This window comes from Nocardia sp. 348MFTsu5.1 (assembly GCF_000383535.1).
GTDB classification, from domain to species: Bacteria; Actinomycetota; Actinomycetes; order Mycobacteriales; family Mycobacteriaceae; genus Williamsia; species Williamsia faeni.
In genome coordinates, this window is the sequence record NZ_KB911514.1 from 329,448 (window position 1) to 346,215 (window position 16,768).

General features: G+C 65.1%; 18 protein-coding genes and 1 pseudogene. 18 read left to right on the forward strand and 1 reads right to left on the reverse strand.

What is annotated here, in order from left to right; translation table 11 throughout:
* Positions 1 to 4: 4 nt before the first annotated feature.
* A complete protein-coding gene (locus H290_RS0114125; RefSeq protein WP_020107460.1) occupies positions 5 to 631 on the reverse strand; it encodes a DUF2461 domain-containing protein in 627 nt (208 codons plus the stop codon).
* Positions 632 to 780: 149 nt separating this feature from the next.
* Here H290_RS0114125 and H290_RS0114130 point away from each other — a divergent pair, with 149 nt between their 5' ends.
* The 18 genes and pseudogenes from H290_RS0114130 (at position 781) to ruvA (ending at position 16,748) form a co-directional block, all read left to right on the forward strand.
* Positions 781 to 1,920: an acyl-CoA dehydrogenase family protein gene (locus H290_RS0114130; RefSeq protein ID WP_020107461.1), complete on the forward strand. Its 1,140-nt coding sequence runs from the start codon at positions 781 to 783 to the stop codon at positions 1,918 to 1,920.
* Positions 1,917 to 3,200: an acyl-CoA dehydrogenase family protein gene (locus H290_RS0114135; RefSeq protein ID WP_020107462.1), complete on the forward strand. Its 1,284-nt coding sequence runs from the start codon at positions 1,917 to 1,919 to the stop codon at positions 3,198 to 3,200. Before H290_RS0114130 ends, H290_RS0114135 begins: the two co-directional genes overlap by 4 nt.
* Before the next feature lie 57 nt (positions 3,201 to 3,257).
* Entirely contained in the window at positions 3,258 to 3,683 is a 426-nt protein-coding gene (locus H290_RS0114140; RefSeq protein ID WP_020107463.1) for a TIGR02611 family protein, read from the forward strand.
* A 123-nt stretch (positions 3,684 to 3,806) separates the two neighbouring features.
* Complete coding sequence (gene thrS / locus H290_RS0114145; protein WP_020107464.1) at positions 3,807 to 5,876, forward strand: threonine--tRNA ligase; 2,070 nt, start codon at positions 3,807 to 3,809, stop codon at positions 5,874 to 5,876.
* Positions 5,873 to 6,436, forward strand: a complete 564-nt coding sequence (locus tag H290_RS0114150; protein WP_020107465.1) for an HIT domain-containing protein — start codon at positions 5,873 to 5,875, stop codon at positions 6,434 to 6,436. Before thrS ends, H290_RS0114150 begins: the two co-directional genes overlap by 4 nt.
* Before the next feature lie 48 nt (positions 6,437 to 6,484).
* The gene (gene pgsA / locus H290_RS0114155) at positions 6,485 to 7,141 is read left to right on the forward strand and encodes a phosphatidylinositol phosphate synthase (RefSeq protein WP_020107466.1); all 657 of its coding nucleotides are present in this window, start codon (positions 6,485 to 6,487) and stop codon (positions 7,139 to 7,141) included.
* Positions 7,138 to 8,058 (forward strand): phosphatidylinositol mannoside acyltransferase, encoded by a 921-nt coding sequence (locus H290_RS0114160; protein ID WP_020107467.1) that lies wholly within the window; start codon positions 7,138 to 7,140, stop codon positions 8,056 to 8,058. Before pgsA ends, H290_RS0114160 begins: the two co-directional genes overlap by 4 nt.
* Positions 8,055 to 9,179 (forward strand): glycosyltransferase family 4 protein, encoded by a 1,125-nt coding sequence (locus H290_RS0114165; protein ID WP_020107468.1) that lies wholly within the window; start codon positions 8,055 to 8,057, stop codon positions 9,177 to 9,179. The genes H290_RS0114160 and H290_RS0114165 overlap by 4 nt, the downstream gene beginning before the upstream one ends.
* Positions 9,176 to 9,667: pseudogene (locus tag H290_RS0114170) on the forward strand (exopolyphosphatase); the annotation flags it as partial. The gene H290_RS0114165 and the pseudogene H290_RS0114170, both read left to right, overlap by 4 nt.
* A gap of 108 nt (positions 9,668 to 9,775) precedes the next feature.
* Positions 9,776 to 10,702, forward strand: a complete 927-nt coding sequence (gene pdxS / locus H290_RS0114175; RefSeq protein WP_051122010.1) for a pyridoxal 5'-phosphate synthase lyase subunit PdxS — start codon at positions 9,776 to 9,778, stop codon at positions 10,700 to 10,702.
* 223 nt (positions 10,703 to 10,925) lie between these two features.
* Positions 10,926 to 11,738, forward strand: a complete 813-nt coding sequence (locus tag H290_RS0114180) for a PP2C family serine/threonine-protein phosphatase (RefSeq protein ID WP_231373642.1) — start codon at positions 10,926 to 10,928, stop codon at positions 11,736 to 11,738.
* 8 nt (positions 11,739 to 11,746) lie between these two features.
* Positions 11,747 to 12,475: an FHA domain-containing protein gene (locus tag H290_RS0114185; protein ID WP_036519040.1), complete on the forward strand. Its 729-nt coding sequence runs from the start codon at positions 11,747 to 11,749 to the stop codon at positions 12,473 to 12,475.
* A gap of 184 nt (positions 12,476 to 12,659) precedes the next feature.
* A complete protein-coding gene (locus H290_RS0114190; protein WP_020107473.1) occupies positions 12,660 to 13,112 on the forward strand; it encodes a LuxR C-terminal-related transcriptional regulator in 453 nt (150 codons plus the stop codon).
* A gap of 76 nt (positions 13,113 to 13,188) precedes the next feature.
* Positions 13,189 to 14,040 carry an acyl-CoA thioesterase II gene (locus tag H290_RS0114195; protein WP_020107474.1) on the forward strand — a complete coding sequence of 284 codons (852 nt, stop codon included), beginning with the start codon at positions 13,189 to 13,191 and terminating at the stop codon, positions 14,038 to 14,040.
* A complete protein-coding gene (gene pdxT / locus H290_RS0114200) occupies positions 14,037 to 14,645 on the forward strand; it encodes a pyridoxal 5'-phosphate synthase glutaminase subunit PdxT (RefSeq protein WP_020107475.1) in 609 nt (202 codons plus the stop codon). The genes H290_RS0114195 and pdxT overlap by 4 nt, the downstream gene beginning before the upstream one ends.
* A 69-nt stretch (positions 14,646 to 14,714) precedes the next feature.
* Entirely contained in the window at positions 14,715 to 15,473 is a 759-nt protein-coding gene (locus H290_RS0114205) for a YebC/PmpR family DNA-binding transcriptional regulator (RefSeq protein WP_020107476.1), read from the forward strand.
* A gap of 94 nt (positions 15,474 to 15,567) precedes the next feature.
* Positions 15,568 to 16,155: a crossover junction endodeoxyribonuclease RuvC gene (gene ruvC / locus H290_RS0114210; protein WP_036518895.1), complete on the forward strand. Its 588-nt coding sequence runs from the start codon at positions 15,568 to 15,570 to the stop codon at positions 16,153 to 16,155.
* Entirely contained in the window at positions 16,152 to 16,748 is a 597-nt protein-coding gene (gene ruvA, locus H290_RS0114215; RefSeq protein WP_020107478.1) for a Holliday junction branch migration protein RuvA, read from the forward strand. Before ruvC ends, ruvA begins: the two co-directional genes overlap by 4 nt.
* Positions 16,749 to 16,768: the final 20 nt, after the last annotated feature.

A 16,768-nucleotide genomic window follows, 5' to 3' on the forward strand; every position in this document is an offset into this window, starting at 1 on the left:
CGGCTCATCCGTGACGAATCGCCCACTCGATGAGGGGTGTACCCGCTCTCCACTCGGTGCGCACGCGATCGACGAGTTCTGGTGTGTGGATGAAGTCGGCAAACCCGAAGTCGCGGGTCGCGGTGAGGGTTTTGTGCCGCAGCAACGCGATCCGTGGATGGTTGACGTCCCACCCGCGGGGCGCGGTCTTGAGTGCACTGCCGCCGATCTCCCATCCGTCCGCCTGCAGTGTGTCGATGATTTCCTCCAGTTCGGGGCCGTGGAGGTCGTGGTCGATCGCGGCGCGCAGATTCGCCAGTCGTTCGGGCGAGGCGTCGTAGTAGCCGACGGCGACCTTCACGCCGGGCGCGCTGATCTGCACGTAGTAGCCGGTCGCCGGTCCGACGGCGACAAACAAGCCCTGATGTGTCTTGTACGGGGTCTTGTCCTTGGCGAATCGAACATCCCGGTGGGGGCGGAACACCTTGGGCTGACCGAATTCGTCGCTCAGGGCTTCGGCGAGCTGGTTCATCGGGCCTGCGACGGCCTGCTGGTACTGCTCTTTGTGCGCATCCCAGAACGTTCTGGAGTTGTCCTGCTCCAAGTCGTCGTAGAAGTCCAGCGCGGCCTCGGGGAATCCCTGAAAGCTCATCACCAGATGTTACGGGGGTCGCGTGGTCGGTTTCACTTGCCTCCACAGGCCCTGAGAGGCTACTAATTGAATTCTGGCGAGAATCGCGTTCTCGCTGAAAGAGATTTATGTATTCGCAGGGTGCGACCGAGGTAAGGACGTGCACGCCCATGTTGTTGGAGCTGACTGACGATCAAGAGTTCTTCCGGGACACCACGGACCGGTTCCTCTCGGCCAAGGTGCCGGTTGCCGAACTCCGTCGTCTTCGGGATGACCCGACCGGGTATCCGTCGGACTACTGGCGTCAGGGCGCCGAGCTCGGCTGGACCAGCTTGCTGGTCGACGAAGCACATGGCGGTGGATCCATCAGCGGGTCCGGCCTCGCCGATCTCACACTGGTGGCATTCGAGTTCGGTCGGCACGCCGCGCCCGGACCGTTGCTACCCACCAACGTTGTCGCCTCGCTGCTGAACACCTACGGTTCCGCCGAGCACGACGCGGTGCTCGAAGAACTCTTGGCGGGCACCGCGACCGCGGCCTGGGCGCTGGCCCGGCCGAACCCCAAGTCACTGCTGGCCGTGCCGGCCGTCGAGATCACCATCGACGGTGACGAGGTGGTCGTCCACGGGACCAAGCGACCCGTCGAAGCCGCCGCGTCCGCGGACTATCTGCTGGTGGTCGGCCGTACCGGAGAAGGTCTGTCGCAGGTGCTCGTCCCGCGCAGCACCGCCGGAGTGACGGTCAAGCCCCTGCAGTCGGTCGACCTCACCCGTCGCTACGCCGCCGTCGACTTCGACAACGTTCGGCTGCCGCTCTCGGCGCTGGTCGGTGAACCGGGCCAGGCTCGCGCCGATGTCACCCGCGGATGCGAACTCGCGATCGTGATCAGCCTTGCCGAGTCGGTGGGCGCCATGCAATCGGCGTTCGACATGACCCTCGAGTGGGCGTTCGACCGCTACTCCTTCGGGCGCGCGCTGGCCTCCTACCAGGAGATCAAGCATCGTTTCGCCGACATGAAGATGTGGCTCGAAGCCAGCCATGCCGCCGCCGACGCCGCCGCTGCGGCGGTCGCTGCGCAAACGCCGAACTCCGCCGAAGTCGTCAGTGCCGCAAAGGCTTACATCGGTCACTACGGCGAAGAGCTCATGCAGGACTGCGTGCAGATCCACGGTGGAATCGGTGTCACGTTCGAACACGACCTGCACCTGTACAGCCGGCGCGCGAGCGCCAATCGATCCACCTTTGGAACACCTGCCGATCACCGGCAACGCCTTGCCGATATCGCCCTGCGCCAGGAGGCCACGGTATGACCGCCCCGAAGTCCAGTACCGACAACGACATCGAATCCGTCGAGGCCTTCGGCGCCCGCGCCCGCGCCTGGGTCCAGGACAACCTGAAACGGTCCGACCCCAAGGCGCACATCGGTGTGATGCGTATCGAGGGCAGTGACGAGGAGGAAGTCGCGCTCGTCGCTCGCGAGCGCGAGGTCCAGCGGATGTTCTACGACGCCGGATTCGCCGGTATCTGCATCCCGCGCGAGTACGGCGGCCAGGGCCTGACCCGGGCGCACCTCAAAGCGTTCGACGATGCGCTCGGCGGTTACGAATATCCTGCCCGACTGCAGTCGCCGACTTTTGCCCCCTGCGTGGGAGTGCTGCTCGACTATGGCACCGAAGAGCAGAAGAAGCAGCACATTCCCGCCATCTTGAAGGGCGAGGAGATCTGGATGCAGTTCCTCTCCGAGCCCAGCGGTGGTTCCGACGTGGCCGGCGCTCTCACCACCGCGGTGAGGGACGGCGACGAGTGGGTGCTCAACGGATCGAAGATCTGGACCACCGGCGCCTGGTGGTCGGACTGGGCGTTGTGCCTGGCCCGCACCAACTGGGATGTGCCGAAGCATCGCGGCCTCACGGTGTTCATGCTGCCGCTGCGCCAGCCCGGCATCGAGGTGCATCGCATCGAACTCCTCAACGGTTCACGGGAGTTCTGCCAGGAATACATGACCGACGTGCGGGTTCCGGACAGCGATCGGGTCGGTGAGATCGACAACGGCTGGAAGGTCGGCACCGGCTGGATGTTCCATGAACGGATGGCCCATCACTCGCCGTATACGACGATGCCGGCGGGTTCGGCCCGCGGTGGTTCACGTGTGCCCGAACTGATCGAGGTGCTCGGCGATTCCGGTCGGACCGACGATCCGATCGGCCGTGACCTGATCGGTGAGGCCCGGATGTTCGACATCGTGAAAGACGCACTTCAGCAGCGTGTTTCGCAGGGCATCGCCAAGAGGACCATCTCCGACCAGGCGGCCAGCCTCGCGCGATTGATGGCCGGGGTCGCCGCCGTCCGCTGGACGTCGATCGGCTACGAGCTCACCGAAGCCAACGGCGCCGCCTGGGACAGCGACGACGGTGCGGTGGCCGACCGCGCCGTGGACAACTTGATGCGTCAGGTCTCCACGATCGCCGGCGGAACCACCGAGATGGCGCGCAACGCGATCAGTGAACGTCTGCTGGGGATGCCGCGTGAGCACACCCACGACGTGAACCTGGCGTTCCGGGATGTTCCGAGAGGCCGATCCGGAAGCTGAGACCGCGGTTGCCGGATTCCGTAAGGTTGTCACCAGCGATCCCGAAGTGGAGGCAATGTGGATCAAGGTGAAGCCGAACGTGGCGGAATCCTGCACGCGATTTCGAACAAGCGCAACGAGATTCGGCACCGGCGCACACTCAACCTGACCTACCGCATCATTGTCGGCGTCGTCGGGACCCTGGTGCTGGCCGTGGGGATCCTGGCGATTCCATATCCGGGGCCGGGCTGGCTGATCGTGTTCGCCGGCCTGGGCATCCTGGCAACAGAGTTCGCGTGGGCGCACCGGTTGCTGACGTTCGCCAAGGGCAAGTACGACGCGTGGATGGTCTGGGTCAAGGAGCAGCACTGGTCGGTCCAGGCACTACTGGCGCTGGCGACCTTTGCGATCGTCCTCGGCACCATGTGGTTGCTCGGTGCCCTGGAGTTGGCCGCCGGCTGGGTCGGTATCGAGTGGGCGTGGTTGCAGAGCCCGATTCTGTGACACATCTTCCGCCTCCCGGCACCGGAGGTGGGTCCGCCGGGTGGTCGGCATTACGATCATGGATTGACATGGAACCCGGTTCGAATCGGCCGGGTGGGGTTTGATTCGACAAGGAGTGTCCAGGTGCCAGAAATTCCCGTTGCCGGTCCATCAGCCACGATCACAGTGGCGGCCGGGACCACTGCGGGTGCGGCACTGCGCGACAGTGGACACCCCAACAAGGGTCCCGACGCCATTGTCGTCGTGCGTGATGCCGACGGCACCCTGCGTGACCTGTCCTGGGCTCCCGAGGCCGACGCCGTGGTCGAACCCGTTGCCGCCAACACCGAAGACGGCCGCAGTGTCATCCGGCATTCGGCGGCCCACGTGCTGGCCCAGGCCGTGCAGGACCTGAACCCGAAGGCCAAGCTGGGCATCGGCCCACCGATCGAGAACGGCTTCTACTACGACTTCGACGTCGAGGAGCCCTTCACGCCCGAGAACCTGACGGCGCTCGAGAAGAAGATGAAGCAGATCATCAAGTCCGGTCAGCGCTTCTCGCGTCGGGTGTACGACTCGCTGGACCAGGCCAAGGAAGAGCTCGCCGACGAGCCGTACAAGCTCGAACTGGTCGACGACAAGGGTTCGGCCGACGACCCCGAGATCATGGAGGTCGGCGGGGGAGAACTCACCGCCTACGACAACCTCAACCCGCGGACCGGCGAAAAGATCTGGGGCGATCTGTGCCGCGGCCCGCATGTGCCGACCACCAAATACATCACCGCCTTCAAACTGACCCGCAGCTCGGCCGCCTACTGGCGCGGCAGCCAGGACAACGCCGACCTGCAGCGTGTCTACGGCACCGCCTGGGAGTCCGCCGAGGCGCAGGACGCCTATCTCGAACTGCTCGCCGAGGCCGAGAAGCGCGACCACCGCCGGCTGGGTGCCGAACTCGATCTCTTCAGCTTCCCCGACGCGCTCGGTTCCGGCCTGCCGGTGTTCCACCCCAAGGGCGGCATCATCCGCAAGGAACTCGAGGATTACTCCCGGCAGCGTCACACCGATGAGGGCTACGAGTTCGTCAACACGCCGCACATCACCAAGAGCCACCTCTACGAGATCTCCGGCCACCTCGACTGGTACCGCGACGGGATGTACCCGGCGATGCACCTCGACGCCGAGCTCGACGAGAACGGTGAGGTGCGCAAACCCGGCCAGGATTACTACCTGAAGCCGATGAACTGCCCGATGCACAACCTGATCTTCAACGCGCGGGGTCGCTCCTACCGGGAACTGCCGTTGCGGCTGTTCGAGTTCGGTTCGGTGTACCGCTACGAGAAGTCGGGTGTCGTCCACGGCCTGACCCGTGTGCGCGGCATGACGCAGGACGACGCCCACATCTACTGCACCAAAGAGCAGATGCGCGGCGAGCTGACCTCCACGCTGAACTTCGTACTCGGTCTGCTCAAGGACTACGGCCTCGACGACTTCTACCTCGAACTCTCGACCCGCAACCCCGACAAGTTCGTCGGTTCGGATGAGATCTGGGACGAGGCGACAGCCACCCTCGCCGAGGTCGGCGAAGCCTCCGGACTGCGTCTGGTGCCCGACCCGGGCGGCGCCGCCTTCTACGGCCCGAAGATCTCCGTCCAGGTCAAGGACGCGCTCGGCCGCAACTGGCAGATGTCGACGATTCAGCTCGACTTCAACCTGCCCGAGCGGTTCGAGATGGAGTACACCGGATCCGACGGTTCCAAGCACCGCCCGGTGATGATCCACCGTGCACTGTTCGGATCCATCGAACGGTTCTTCGGGGTGCTGACCGAGCACTACGCGGGTGCCTTCCCGGCCTGGCTGTCGCCCGTGCAGGTCGTCGGGATCCCGGTGGCCGACGCCTTCGTTCCGCATCTGGAAGATGTTGTGGGACAGCTCAAGTCGAATGGTATCAGGGCCGAGGTCGATGACTCCGACGACCGGATGCAGAAGAAGATCCGCAACCACACCACGGGCAAGGTCCCGTTCATGCTGCTGGCCGGCGAGCGCGACGTCGAGGCGGATGCGGTGAGTTTCCGCTTCCGCGACGGCACCCAGGTCAACGGCATACCGGTGGCCGATGCGGTCCGCACCATCACCGAGTGGGTCCGTGCCCGTCGCAACGAGTCACCGACCGCAGCTCTGATCGACGATTCAGGGCGCAGCGAGGCGCCCGCGTGATCCGCGACGAAGGGCCGGGGCAACCCGATCGCCTGCAGCGGCTGTGGAGCCCACACCGCATGTCCTACATCACCGCGGCACCGCGCGCCGCGTCCGGCAGCGGTGACGACTCCGAATCCTCGGCGAAGTCGGTGCATCCGTTCATCGACATCCCCCGGATGTCGGACGAGGCCGGTCTCATGGTCGCCCGCGGCGATACGGTGTACGCGGTCCTGAACCTTTATCCGTACAACCCCGGACACGCGATGATCGTGCCGTACCGGCAGGTCGCCGACCTCGAGGATCTCACCGAGGCCGAGAGCCGCGAGCTGATGGTCTTCACCCAGAAGATGATTCGCGCCATCAAGTCGGTCTCCAATCCCGATGCGTTCAACGTCGGCCTCAATCTCGGGACCGCCGCAGGCGGTTCGCTCGCCGAACACCTGCATCAGCACGTGGTGCCCCGGTGGGGTGGCGACGCCAACTTCATCACCGTGATCGGTGAGACCAAGGTGATGCCGCAGCTGCTCCGCGACACCAGGGCGCTGCTGGCGGAAGCCTGGCTGAAGCTGCAGGATTGACGGCCGGAATCCGATGAAGAACTTTCAGATGGAGAGCGTGCAGAGTTTATGTTGAGTGTGCTGGGACGCGCGTCGGTGTCGAAGGTCACCCTTCCGCTGGGCCGGGCGCTGATCAAGACCGGCCTGACGCCCGATGCCATGACGATGTTCGGTACCGCCGCGACCATCGCGGCCGCGGTCACGCTGATGCCGATGGGTTACCTGTTCGTCGGCACGTTGGTGATCTGGTTCTTCGTGATGTTCGACATGCTCGACGGCGCGATGGCACGGGCCCGGGGCGGCGGCACGAAGTTCGGTGCCGTGCTCGACTCGACCTGCGACCGTCTCGCGGACGGCGCTATCTTCGCCGGCCTGGGCTGGTGGTGCCTCGTGGAGGAACCGAGCAAACCGCTGTTCATCGCGACGATGATCTGCCTGGTCACCTCGCAGGTGATCTCGTATGCCAAAGCGCGCGCCGAGGCCATTGGCCTCAACGGCGACGGTGGCCTCATCGAGCGTCCCGACCGTCTGGTCATCGTCCTGGTCGGTACCGGGCTGACCGGCCTCGGACTGCCGTGGGCCATTCACATCGCGATGTGGGCACTGGCCGTCGGCAGCGTGATCACCGTCTTCCAGCGGATGTGGTCGGTGTACAAGTCGCCCGGTGCCACCGATCTGATTCCGATCCCGGCCCCGGCTCCGAAAACCGGCGGGCCGACGGAGTGAGCGGTGCCGTCGAACGGCTGGCCGATGTCGGCTACGCCGCCGGCTGGTCGCTGGTCCGGCATCTGCCCGAAGGCCTCGCCCGCGGGATCTTCGATGGCGTCGGCACCGTGGCGGGTAGCCGCGGCGGCGGTCCTGACCAGCTCCGGAAGAATCTGGCCCGGGTCCTGCGCTGCGATCCCGCCGAGGTGCCCGACGACTTGATGCGTGAGGCGATGCGTTCGTATGCCCGCTACTGGCGGGAGGCGTTTCGCCTGCCGTCGATGGACATGGCCACCGCGGCGTCGCGCGTATGCATGCCCGATGCCGACCAGGACCGTTTCCGGACGGCCCTCGACAAGGGCAAGGGACTGATCTTCGCGTTGCCCCATTCCGGCAACTGGGATGCGGCGGGCGTGTGGCTCGTCCAGAACGTGGGGGAGTTCTCGACTGTTGCCGAACGCCTGAAGCCGGACACGTTGTTCGAGCGTTTCGTCCGCTACCGGGAGAGCCTGGGCTTCGAGATCTTCCCGCTCAGCGGTGGCCAGACGCCGCCCTACCAACAGCTGACGGCGCGCCTTCGGTCCGGAGGTGTGGTGTGCTTGCTGGGTGAGCGCGATCTCGCCAAACACGGTGTCCCGGTGACGTTCTTCGGAGAACAGACCCGGATGCCCGCCGGGCCGGCCAAACTGGCCATCGAGACCGGTGCCGCGCTGATCCCGGTGCATCACTGGTTCACCGGCCCCGAGACTTCTCAGATCTCGTGCGGCGAGCCTCTCGACACCTCCGGCGGCATCGAGGCGACCACACAGGCACTGGCAGATGTGTTCGAGACCAACATCGCCGCGCACCCATCGGACTGGCACATGCTTCAGCCGCTGTGGGAGGCAGACTGGTCGCAGAGCCGACGTCGCCTCATCGAGGAGGGTGGAAGCCAATGAAGATCGGCATGATCTGCCCGTATTCGTTCGATATCCCCGGCGGTGTGCAGGCCCACGTGATGGAACTCGCGCAGGTGTTCATCAACCGTGGCCACACCGTCAGCGTGCTCGCTCCGGCGGGCAAGGGGACCGAACTGCCCGACTACGTCGTCTCGGTCGGTGAGGCGCTGGCGATCCCGTACAACGGCTCTGTCGCCCGCCTGAACTTCAGCCCCCATGCCTACGGGCGCCTGCGGCGCTGGTTGCGGGAAGAGGAGTTCGACGTCCTGCACGTCCACGAACCCAATTCGCCCAGTATCTCGATGCTCTCCCTCATGGTCGCGCAGGGTCCGATCGTCACCACATTCCACGCGGCGACCACAAAGTCGTTGTGGCTCAGCCTTTTCCAGGGAATTCTGCGGCCCTATCACGAGCGTATCGCCGGCAAGATCGCCGTGTCCGAACTCGCTCGCCGATGGCAGATGGAATCGCTCGGCTCCGATGCGGTGGAGATCCCGAACGGGGTTCACGTCCGGTCTTTCTCCGACGCCGAACCATTCGAGGGCTACCCGCGCCGGGGTAAGACGGTCCTGTTCCTCGGCCGGTACGACGAACCCCGAAAGGGGATGGATGTCCTGATCGGTGCCCTTCCCGCGGTGGTCGCCCGGTACCCCGACGTCCAGGTCCTGGTGGTCGGCGGCGGTCACGAACGCACCCTGCGCGGCAAGGCCGGGAAACTCGCGAAGCATCTGGTGTTCCTCGGTCAGGTCGACGACGAGACCAAGGCGCGCGCACTGCGGTCGGCGGATGTGTACTGCGCACCCAACCTGGGCGGCGAGAGTTTCGGCATCGTCCTGGTCGAGGCGATGGCCGCCGGTGCGGCCGTCGTCGCGAGCAAACTCGACGCGTTCCGCCGGGTCCTGGACGACGGGCGTTCGGGAGTCCTGGTCGAAATCGGCGATTCGGAAGAGCTTGCCTTCGGGATCATCGCGGCGCTCGGTGACGATGCCAGTCGCTGCGCCATGGTCGAGCGGGCCGAGCAGCGTGCTGCGCGATACGACTGGTCGCAGGTGGCCGATCAGATCCTGCGGGTCTACGACGCGGTCACAGTGGCGGCGGGCAAGGTGGTAGTCGAAGAATGACCATTTCAGCACTGACAGTCCTGATCCTGGGGATCGTCGCAGTGGTGGTGCTCGCCGGTCTCGGCTGGGCCTACAAGACTGCCAACCGGCTCGATCGCCTGCACGTGCGGGTCGACCTCTCCTGGCAGAGCCTCGACGCGGCATTGGCTCGTCGGGCCGTCGTGGCACGGTCGATCGGTGCCGGTCTGGGCGGCGACGGCAAGACCCTGATCGCGGCGGCCGACCGGGCCGAAGGTGCACCGCCGGCCGAGCGCGAGGATGCCGAGAACGTGGTGTCGGCAGCATTGGCGCAGGTCGACAGCGGTTCGCTGCGCTCGCAACTGGTCACCGAACTCGCCGACGCCGAGACCCGGGTGATGATCGCCCGTCGATTCCACAACGATGCCGTCCGCGATACCCTCGCCCTGCGCAATCGCCGCCCGGTGCGATGGCTTCACCTCGGTGGTACCGCACCGGTCCCGATGTACTTCGAGATCGTGGAGCGCGCAGCGGTCTGATCGACAGACCGAAAGTCCACCTGGACCCGACGAAGCCTAGACTGGAAGTCCAGGATTATTTGTGACTGTGTAGCTACTAGCAATGTAGGAGTATTTGACGTGAGCAGTGCCCCAGACCTTGGTTCCGCGGTGAGCCCGGAAGCTTCCGGCACCGGCACCGCGCGGGTGAAGCGCGGGATGGCCGAGATGCTCAAAGGCGGCGTGATCATGGATGTGGTCAATGCTGAGCAGGCCAAGATCGCCGAGGATGCCGGTGCTGTCGCAGTCATGGCACTCGAGCGCGTGCCCGCCGACATCCGCGCCCAGGGTGGCGTCTCCCGGATGAGCGACCCGGACATGATCGACGAGATCATCGCGGCCGTGTCCATCCCGGTGATGGCCAAGGCCCGCATCGGACACTTCGTCGAGGCACAGATCCTGCAGAGCCTCGGTGTCGACTACATCGACGAGTCCGAGGTGCTCACCCCGGCCGACTACGCCAACCACATCGACAAGTGGCAGTTCACCGTCCCGTTCGTCTGTGGTGCCACCAATCTGGGTGAGGCGCTTCGCCGTATCACCGAGGGGGCCGGGATGATCCGGTCCAAGGGTGAGGCCGGAACCGGCGATGTCTCGAACGCCACCACCCACATGCGCAAGCTCCGCGATCAGATCCGTTGGCTGACTTCGCTGCCCAAGGACGAACTGTTCGTGGCGGCCAAGGAGTTGCAGGCACCGTACGACCTCGTTGTCGAGATCGCCGAGGCCGGCAAGTTGCCGGTCACCCTGTTCACCGCCGGCGGTATCGCCACCCCGGCCGACGCCGCGATGATGATGCAGCTCGGTGCCGAGGGTGTGTTCGTCGGTTCGGGCATCTTCAAGTCCGGCAACCCGGTCCAGCGTGCGGCGGCCATCGTGCAGGCCACCACCTTCTTCGACGATCCCGACGTGCTGGCCAAGGTCTCGCGCGGACTGGGTGAGGCGATGGTCGGCATCAACGTCGACGACATCCCGGAGCCGCACCGCCTCGCCGAGCGCGGCTGGTAGCCACTGCATCAGTTCGATCGAGTACCGGACCAGGTGCCACCGGTCCGCCACACGGCGGCCCGGTGGCACCTGTTTCTGCCGACACGCGTACCAATTCACTGCGTGACGCGGGTCGATTGTGGATGATCAGACCAGCACGTTTCTGGGCCGCGCAGACGAGCTTTGACGTGGCAGATTGATACTTGTTGGCGCACTTGACCAAAAGACCTGAAGGCGGAGCTCGATGAGCATGGAGACAACCGGGGCGGTTCGGAATGAAACCCGCAGCGGTACAGGTGAGTTCGGTCAGGTCTCGATCGCCTGGGCACTCGTCAGTGATGTCGGCCTCTTGCGTGAGACCAATGAGGATGCGGCGCTGGTCGCGCCCGGGATGATCCTCGTCGCCGACGGTATGGGTGGTCACGACTGTGGCGAGCTCGCCAGTGAGGCCGCGCTGATGGCTTTGTCGGCGACCGCGATCAGTGGAATCAACCGAACCCGTGATTCCGTGGTCGAATTGCTCAACGAAGCGCAGCAGCAGATCGAACGCATCGACACCGAGTCCTCACGACATGCGGGCACAACCATCACCGGTGCACTGCTGGCCGACAACGACGGCGTGCCGCACTGGCTGGTGCTGAACATCGGCGATTCGCGCACTTATCGGTTTGCCGCGGGCCGCCTCGAACAGGTCACCGTGGACCATTCGCAGGTGCAGGAGCTCGTCGATGCCGGCTATCTGACCGCCGAGCAGGCCCGGGTCGACCCCCGGCGCAACGTGATCACGCGGGCGCTGGGCGCCGGCATGGAACAAGAAGCCGACTTTTTCACCTTCCCGGTGGCCGTCGGCGACCGCATCCTGGTGTGTTCGGATGGTTTGACCGGGGAACTCGCCGACATCGTGATCGCCCAGATCCTCGCCGAATACGCCGATCCGACGCAAGCTGCCACGACGCTGGTCGCGGCCGCGTTGGAAGCGGGCGGCCGCGACAACGTGACCGTCGCGATCGCCGATGTCACGGCGGTTCCGGAACTTGTCGAACCCCCCGTTCGGTGAGCGTGCCGATGGTTGCGCCGCAGCAGTCGTTCGTCGACTACTGCGGTGAGCGATACCCGCTCGACCCGGAGAAGCCCTTTCACATCGGTCGTGACGCCGATCTGGATGTCGACGACAACCCGTATCTGCACCGCAAGTTCCTGATGATCCATTTCGAAAAGGATCTGTGGTGGCTGTCCAACGTCGGGTCCCACCTGTCGGCGGGTGTGGTGGCCGGCGACGCCGGGTTTCAGGCGACGCTGGCACCCGGCGCGAGCATTCCGTTGATATCCGGTGTGACCGCGGTGGTCTTCTCCGCGGGACCCACCACTTATGAACTCGACATCCATTCGAGCACAGCACCTTTGGTCGCCCTCGATCCGCCGGGCGAACCGACGGCCGGCGGGGAGGCCACCATCGGTGTGGTGTCGCTGACCGAGAGTCAGAAGCTACTCATCGTGGTGCTGGCCGAAGAGGTGCTGCGACGCAGCGGCACCGGTGCGAGTTCCATTCCGTCGTCCGCGCAGGCCGCGGCCAGGCTGGGCTGGTCGATCACGAAGTTCAATCGCAAACTCGACAACGTCTGCGACAAGTTCGATCAGATCGGTGTCACCGGAATGCGGGGCGGATCAGGTCGTCTCGCCAGCAACCGTCGGGTCAAACTCGTCGAATACGCCGTCGCCTCGCGCGTGGTGACCCGCGCCGATCTTCCGATGATCGACGCCGAGGCCCGTCTGAATGGTGCTGCGAGCAACTGAAAGTCCGCAAGTGTGCCCGATGGGGCACGATATTTGTGTGCTCCCGTGAAAAAGTGGTCTTACCTGCGCAGATGGGGTGGGTAGTTCTCCCCATCGACACCGGTTCGCGGCGGTTTTAGTGTTGTGACATTCCACAGCACGCCGCAGCGCAGCGAGTTGGCCCAACACTTAGTAGGAGACCGTGATGACCGTACTGCACAACACCTTTCACGCGCCGACCCGTTCCCGCGGCGGCTATCGCCAGGCTCCTCCGGCGAGGATGACCCGTGAAGAGGCGTTGGCCCGGCTGGCTCAGCGCACGATGCCACTTCCCGGCCGGCCGGTAGGGGTCTGCACCACACCCGGCGCTCCGACGTCACCCCGGCCGTCGGTCTCGGCCCCGGTTGATTCGGTTGTGACGCGGTCATACCCGAAGCCGAAGCTGTCGCAGCGCGAGGTCGAGGTCCTGCGGGCCTGGCTGAACCTCGACTCGAAATCCGCTGTGGCCGAGTCACTCTTCATCTCGCTGGGCACCGTCAACACGCACCTCGCGCGAATCCGCGTGAAGTACAACGAGGTCGGGCGCGGAGCCTCCACCAAGGCGGCACTGGTCGCGCGCGCCATCCAGGACGGGATCGTCTCCATCGACGACCTGTAGAACACCACGACCGGGTGTTGGGATCGGCCCCTGACGACACGTGGGCAATAATCGTCGTCAGAAAGGGGTCAACCTCATGGCGATGATCGAAGAGATCCTCCAACTCGAGCAGATCGAGAAGGACATCTACCGGGGCAAGGTGTACCCGAGCTTTCTCGAACGCACCTTTGGCGGGCAGGTCGCCGGGCAGGCGCTGGTATCGGCCACGAGGAGCGTGGACGACGATTTCCGCGTCCACTCCCTTCACGGCTACTTCTTGCGGGGCGGCAATCCGACGGAACCGACCGTGTATCTCGTCGATCGGATCCGCGACGGACGGTCGTTCTGCACCCGCCGGGTGACCGCCGTGCAGGACGGGCTTCCGATCTTCACGATGTCGGCGTCCTTCCACGTCGACGACCAAGGGTACGAGCATCAGGACACGATGCCGAAGGTCAAGCAACCCGATGAGCTCGTCGACCTGCTGACCGAAGAGGACCCCGAACTCAAGGCGCCATATCGGGAATGGCAGAACTTCGATGTCCGGATCGTGCCGCAGGACGAGATGATCGGCAGCAAGGTCCTCGCCGCCCAGCAGCAGGTGTGGTTCAAGTACCGCACCCGGTTGCCCGATGACCAGGTATTCCACGTCTGCACGCTCGCGTACATGAGCGACATGACGCTGCTCGGTTCGGCCAAGGTCCCGCATCCCGACGAGGATGCACAATTCGCCTCCCTCGATCATGCGATGTGGTTCCTGCGTCCGTTCCGCGCCGACGAGTGGCTGCTGTACGACCAGACCTCGCCGTCGGCCGGTGGCGGTCGGTCGCTGACCCAAGGCCGGATCTACGACCAGAATGGCGTGATGGTGGCCGCCGTGACCCAGGAGGGTCTGACCCGCACCGGACGTCCGGTTCCGAAAGATCAGCACGCGAAGCGGCCGAGTTGAGCAGGGCGCCACGGATCGGCATCCTCGCACTACAAGGTGATGTTCGTGAACATCACCATGCGCTGACCAAGGCCGGGGCCGAGGCCTGCTCGATCCGCCGTCCGAGTGAACTCGACGAGATCGACGGGATCGTCATCCCGGGCGGCGAGTCGACGACGATGAGCAAGCTGCTGGTGATCCTCGATCTCCTCGACCCGCTGCGCAAGGCACTTGCCGAAGGCCTGCCGGCCTACGGGTCCTGCGCCGGGATGATCATGCTGGCCAGCAACATCCTCGACACCCGGCCCGATGCCCAGCATCTAGATGCACTCGATATAACGGTGCGCCGCAACGCATTCGGACGCCAGGTGGCCTCATTCGAGACCGACCTCGAACTCGAGGGCGTCGCCGGTGGCCCGATGCGGGCGGTCTTCATCCGCGCACCGTGGGTGGAGTCGACTGGGCCGGACGTGCAGGTGCTCGGAACGGTGCCCGACGGTCCGGCCGCCGGCCGGGTGGTGGCGGTGCGTGAGGGCAACGTCCTCGCGACGTCCTTCCATCCCGAGGTGACGGGCGATCTACGGGTCCACGAATACTTTGCCGAGATGGTCAGATCTGCCCGGTAGCACTGCGAGTAGGATCGATCCGCACCTTCATGCCAGATGACCAGAGTTGTACGAAAGGGGCTTGCGCCAATGAGCGGCCACTCCAAATGGGCGACCACCAAGCACAAGAAGGCGGTGGTCGATGCCAAGCGCGGCAAGATGTTTGCCAAGCTCGTCAAGAACATCGAGGTTGCCGCACGCACCGGTGGCGGCGACCCGGTTGGTAACCCCACGTTGTACGACGCCATTCAGAAGGCAAAGAAGTCGTCGGTGCCCAACGACAACATCGAACGCGCCCGGAAACGTGGCGGCGGCGAAGAGGCCGGCGGTGCCGACTGGCAGAACATCACCTACGAGGGCTATGGCCCGAACGGTGTCGCGATCCTGATCGAGTGCCTCACCGACAACCGCAACCGCGCGGCCACCGAGGTGCGCACCGCGATGAGCCGCAACGGCGGCAACATGGCCGATCCGGGTTCGGTGTCGTACCTGTTCCACCGCAAGGGTGTCGTGACCCTCGAAAAGGCCGGCCAGACCGAGGACGACATCCTGATGGCAGTCCTCGACGCCGGCGCCGAAGACGTCACCGATCTCGGTGACACCTTCGAGATCCTCAGTGAGCCAACGGATCTCGTGGCCGTTCGGACCGCCCTGCAGGAGGCCGGCATCGACTACGAGTCCGCGGACGCGAGTTTCCGCGCATCTGTCGAGGTCGCGGTCGACGCAGACGGAGCGCGCAAGGTGTTCCGCCTGATCGACGCCCTCGAGGACTCCGACGACGTGCAAGAGGTCTACTCCAACGTCGACATCAGCGACGAAGTGCTCGCGGAACTCGAACAAGACGACTGACACGCGTGTTGTTGCCTCGGCACGCTCGACGCGACCGCTAGGATATCGAACAGTTGTTCGTTTCCTGGTGGTCGTTTGTCGAAGGTGGGGATTCATGCGCGTGATGGGTGTTGACCCGGGGCTGACCCGATGCGGGATCGCCCTGGTCGAATCCGGTTCCGGCCGCGCCGTGACGGCTCTTGACGTCGATGTGGTGCGTACACCGGCTGACATGCCGCTCGAGAAGCGTCTGCTCGCGATCCATCTCGCCGCCGAACACTGGCTCGATATCCACGAGCCGGATGTGGTGGCGATCGAGCGTGTTTTCGCGCAGCAGCAGGTGAGTACCGCCATGGGCACGGCGCAGGCCGGAGGCGTGATCGCGCTGGCCGCGGCCAAGCGCGGGGTCCCGGTGCGCTTTCACACCCCGAGTGAGGTGAAGGCCGCGGTCACCGGTAGCGGTCGCGCCGACAAGGCGCAGGTGACAGCCATGGTGACCCGCATCCTCGGGATGCAGCAGGCACCCAAACCGGCTGATGCGGCCGATGCCCTGGCACTGGCGATCTGTCACTGCTGGCGCGGGCCCATCGCCGACCGGATGGAAGCAGCTCAGGCGCAGGCATTGGCGCAACAGAAGGCATATCGCGAACGGGTTGCCCAGGCAAAGAAGGTCGCCGTGGCGAAGAAGGCGGCAGCGCGATGATCGCATCGGTTCGTGGTCCGGTGGTCGACGTGGCACTCGACCACGTGGTCATCGATTGTGGCGGTGTCGGATACCAGGTCCTGGTGACGCCGAGTACCGCCGGCTCGGTACGGCGGGGCGTCGAGTCCACCCTGCTGACGACGATGATCGTCCGCGAGGACTCGATGACGTTGTACGGCTTCACCGAACCCGATGCGCGCTCGCTGTTCACGTTGTTGCAGACGGTGACCGGGGTCGGTCCGCGGTTGGCGATGGCCACCCTCGCGGTTCTCGAACCCGACGCGTTGCGCCAGGCCCTGGCCGGTGGCGACACCAAGGCGTTGATGACCGTCCCGGGCATCGGCAAGCGTGTCGCCGAGCGTCTGGTTGTCGAGCTGCGGGACAAGGTCGATCGTCCGCATACCGAATCCGGTGGTGCGGCCGGGGTGTCGGGCTTCACGATTCGAGATCAGGTCACCGAGGCCCTCGTCGGGCTCGGGTTCGCCGAGGCCCAGGCGGAAAAGGCCGTCATCGCGGTCCTCGCAGAGAATCCCGATGCAGATTCGGCAACGGTGTTGCGGGCCGGCCTGGCGTCACTGGGGAAGACCAAATGAGTTGGGCAAGACCAAATCAT

What these genes read in the sequence shown, in the direction of transcription:
- H290_RS0114125 (WP_020107460.1), bottom strand. Translation starts at nt 631, where the DNA reads ATGAGCTTTCAGGGATTCCCCGAGGCCGCGCTGGACTTCTACGACGAC.
- H290_RS0114130 (WP_020107461.1), top strand. Translation starts at nt 781, where the DNA reads ATGTTGTTGGAGCTGACTGACGATCAAGAGTTCTTCCGGGACACCACG.
- H290_RS0114135 (WP_020107462.1), top strand. Translation starts at nt 1,917, where the DNA reads ATGACCGCCCCGAAGTCCAGTACCGACAACGACATCGAATCCGTCGAG.
- pgsA (WP_020107466.1), top strand. Translation starts at nt 6,485, where the DNA reads ATGTTGAGTGTGCTGGGACGCGCGTCGGTGTCGAAGGTCACCCTTCCG.
- H290_RS0114165 (WP_020107468.1), top strand. Translation starts at nt 8,055, where the DNA reads ATGAAGATCGGCATGATCTGCCCGTATTCGTTCGATATCCCCGGCGGT.
- H290_RS0114180 (WP_231373642.1), top strand. Translation starts at nt 10,926, where the DNA reads ATGAGCATGGAGACAACCGGGGCGGTTCGGAATGAAACCCGCAGCGGT.
- H290_RS0114185 (WP_036519040.1), top strand. Translation starts at nt 11,747, where the DNA reads ATGGTTGCGCCGCAGCAGTCGTTCGTCGACTACTGCGGTGAGCGATAC.
- H290_RS0114190 (WP_020107473.1), top strand. Translation starts at nt 12,660, where the DNA reads ATGACCGTACTGCACAACACCTTTCACGCGCCGACCCGTTCCCGCGGC.
- H290_RS0114195 (WP_020107474.1), top strand. Translation starts at nt 13,189, where the DNA reads ATGGCGATGATCGAAGAGATCCTCCAACTCGAGCAGATCGAGAAGGAC.
- H290_RS0114205 (WP_020107476.1), top strand. Translation starts at nt 14,715, where the DNA reads ATGAGCGGCCACTCCAAATGGGCGACCACCAAGCACAAGAAGGCGGTG.
- ruvC (WP_036518895.1), top strand. Translation starts at nt 15,568, where the DNA reads ATGCGCGTGATGGGTGTTGACCCGGGGCTGACCCGATGCGGGATCGCC.
- ruvA (WP_020107478.1), top strand. Translation starts at nt 16,152, where the DNA reads ATGATCGCATCGGTTCGTGGTCCGGTGGTCGACGTGGCACTCGACCAC.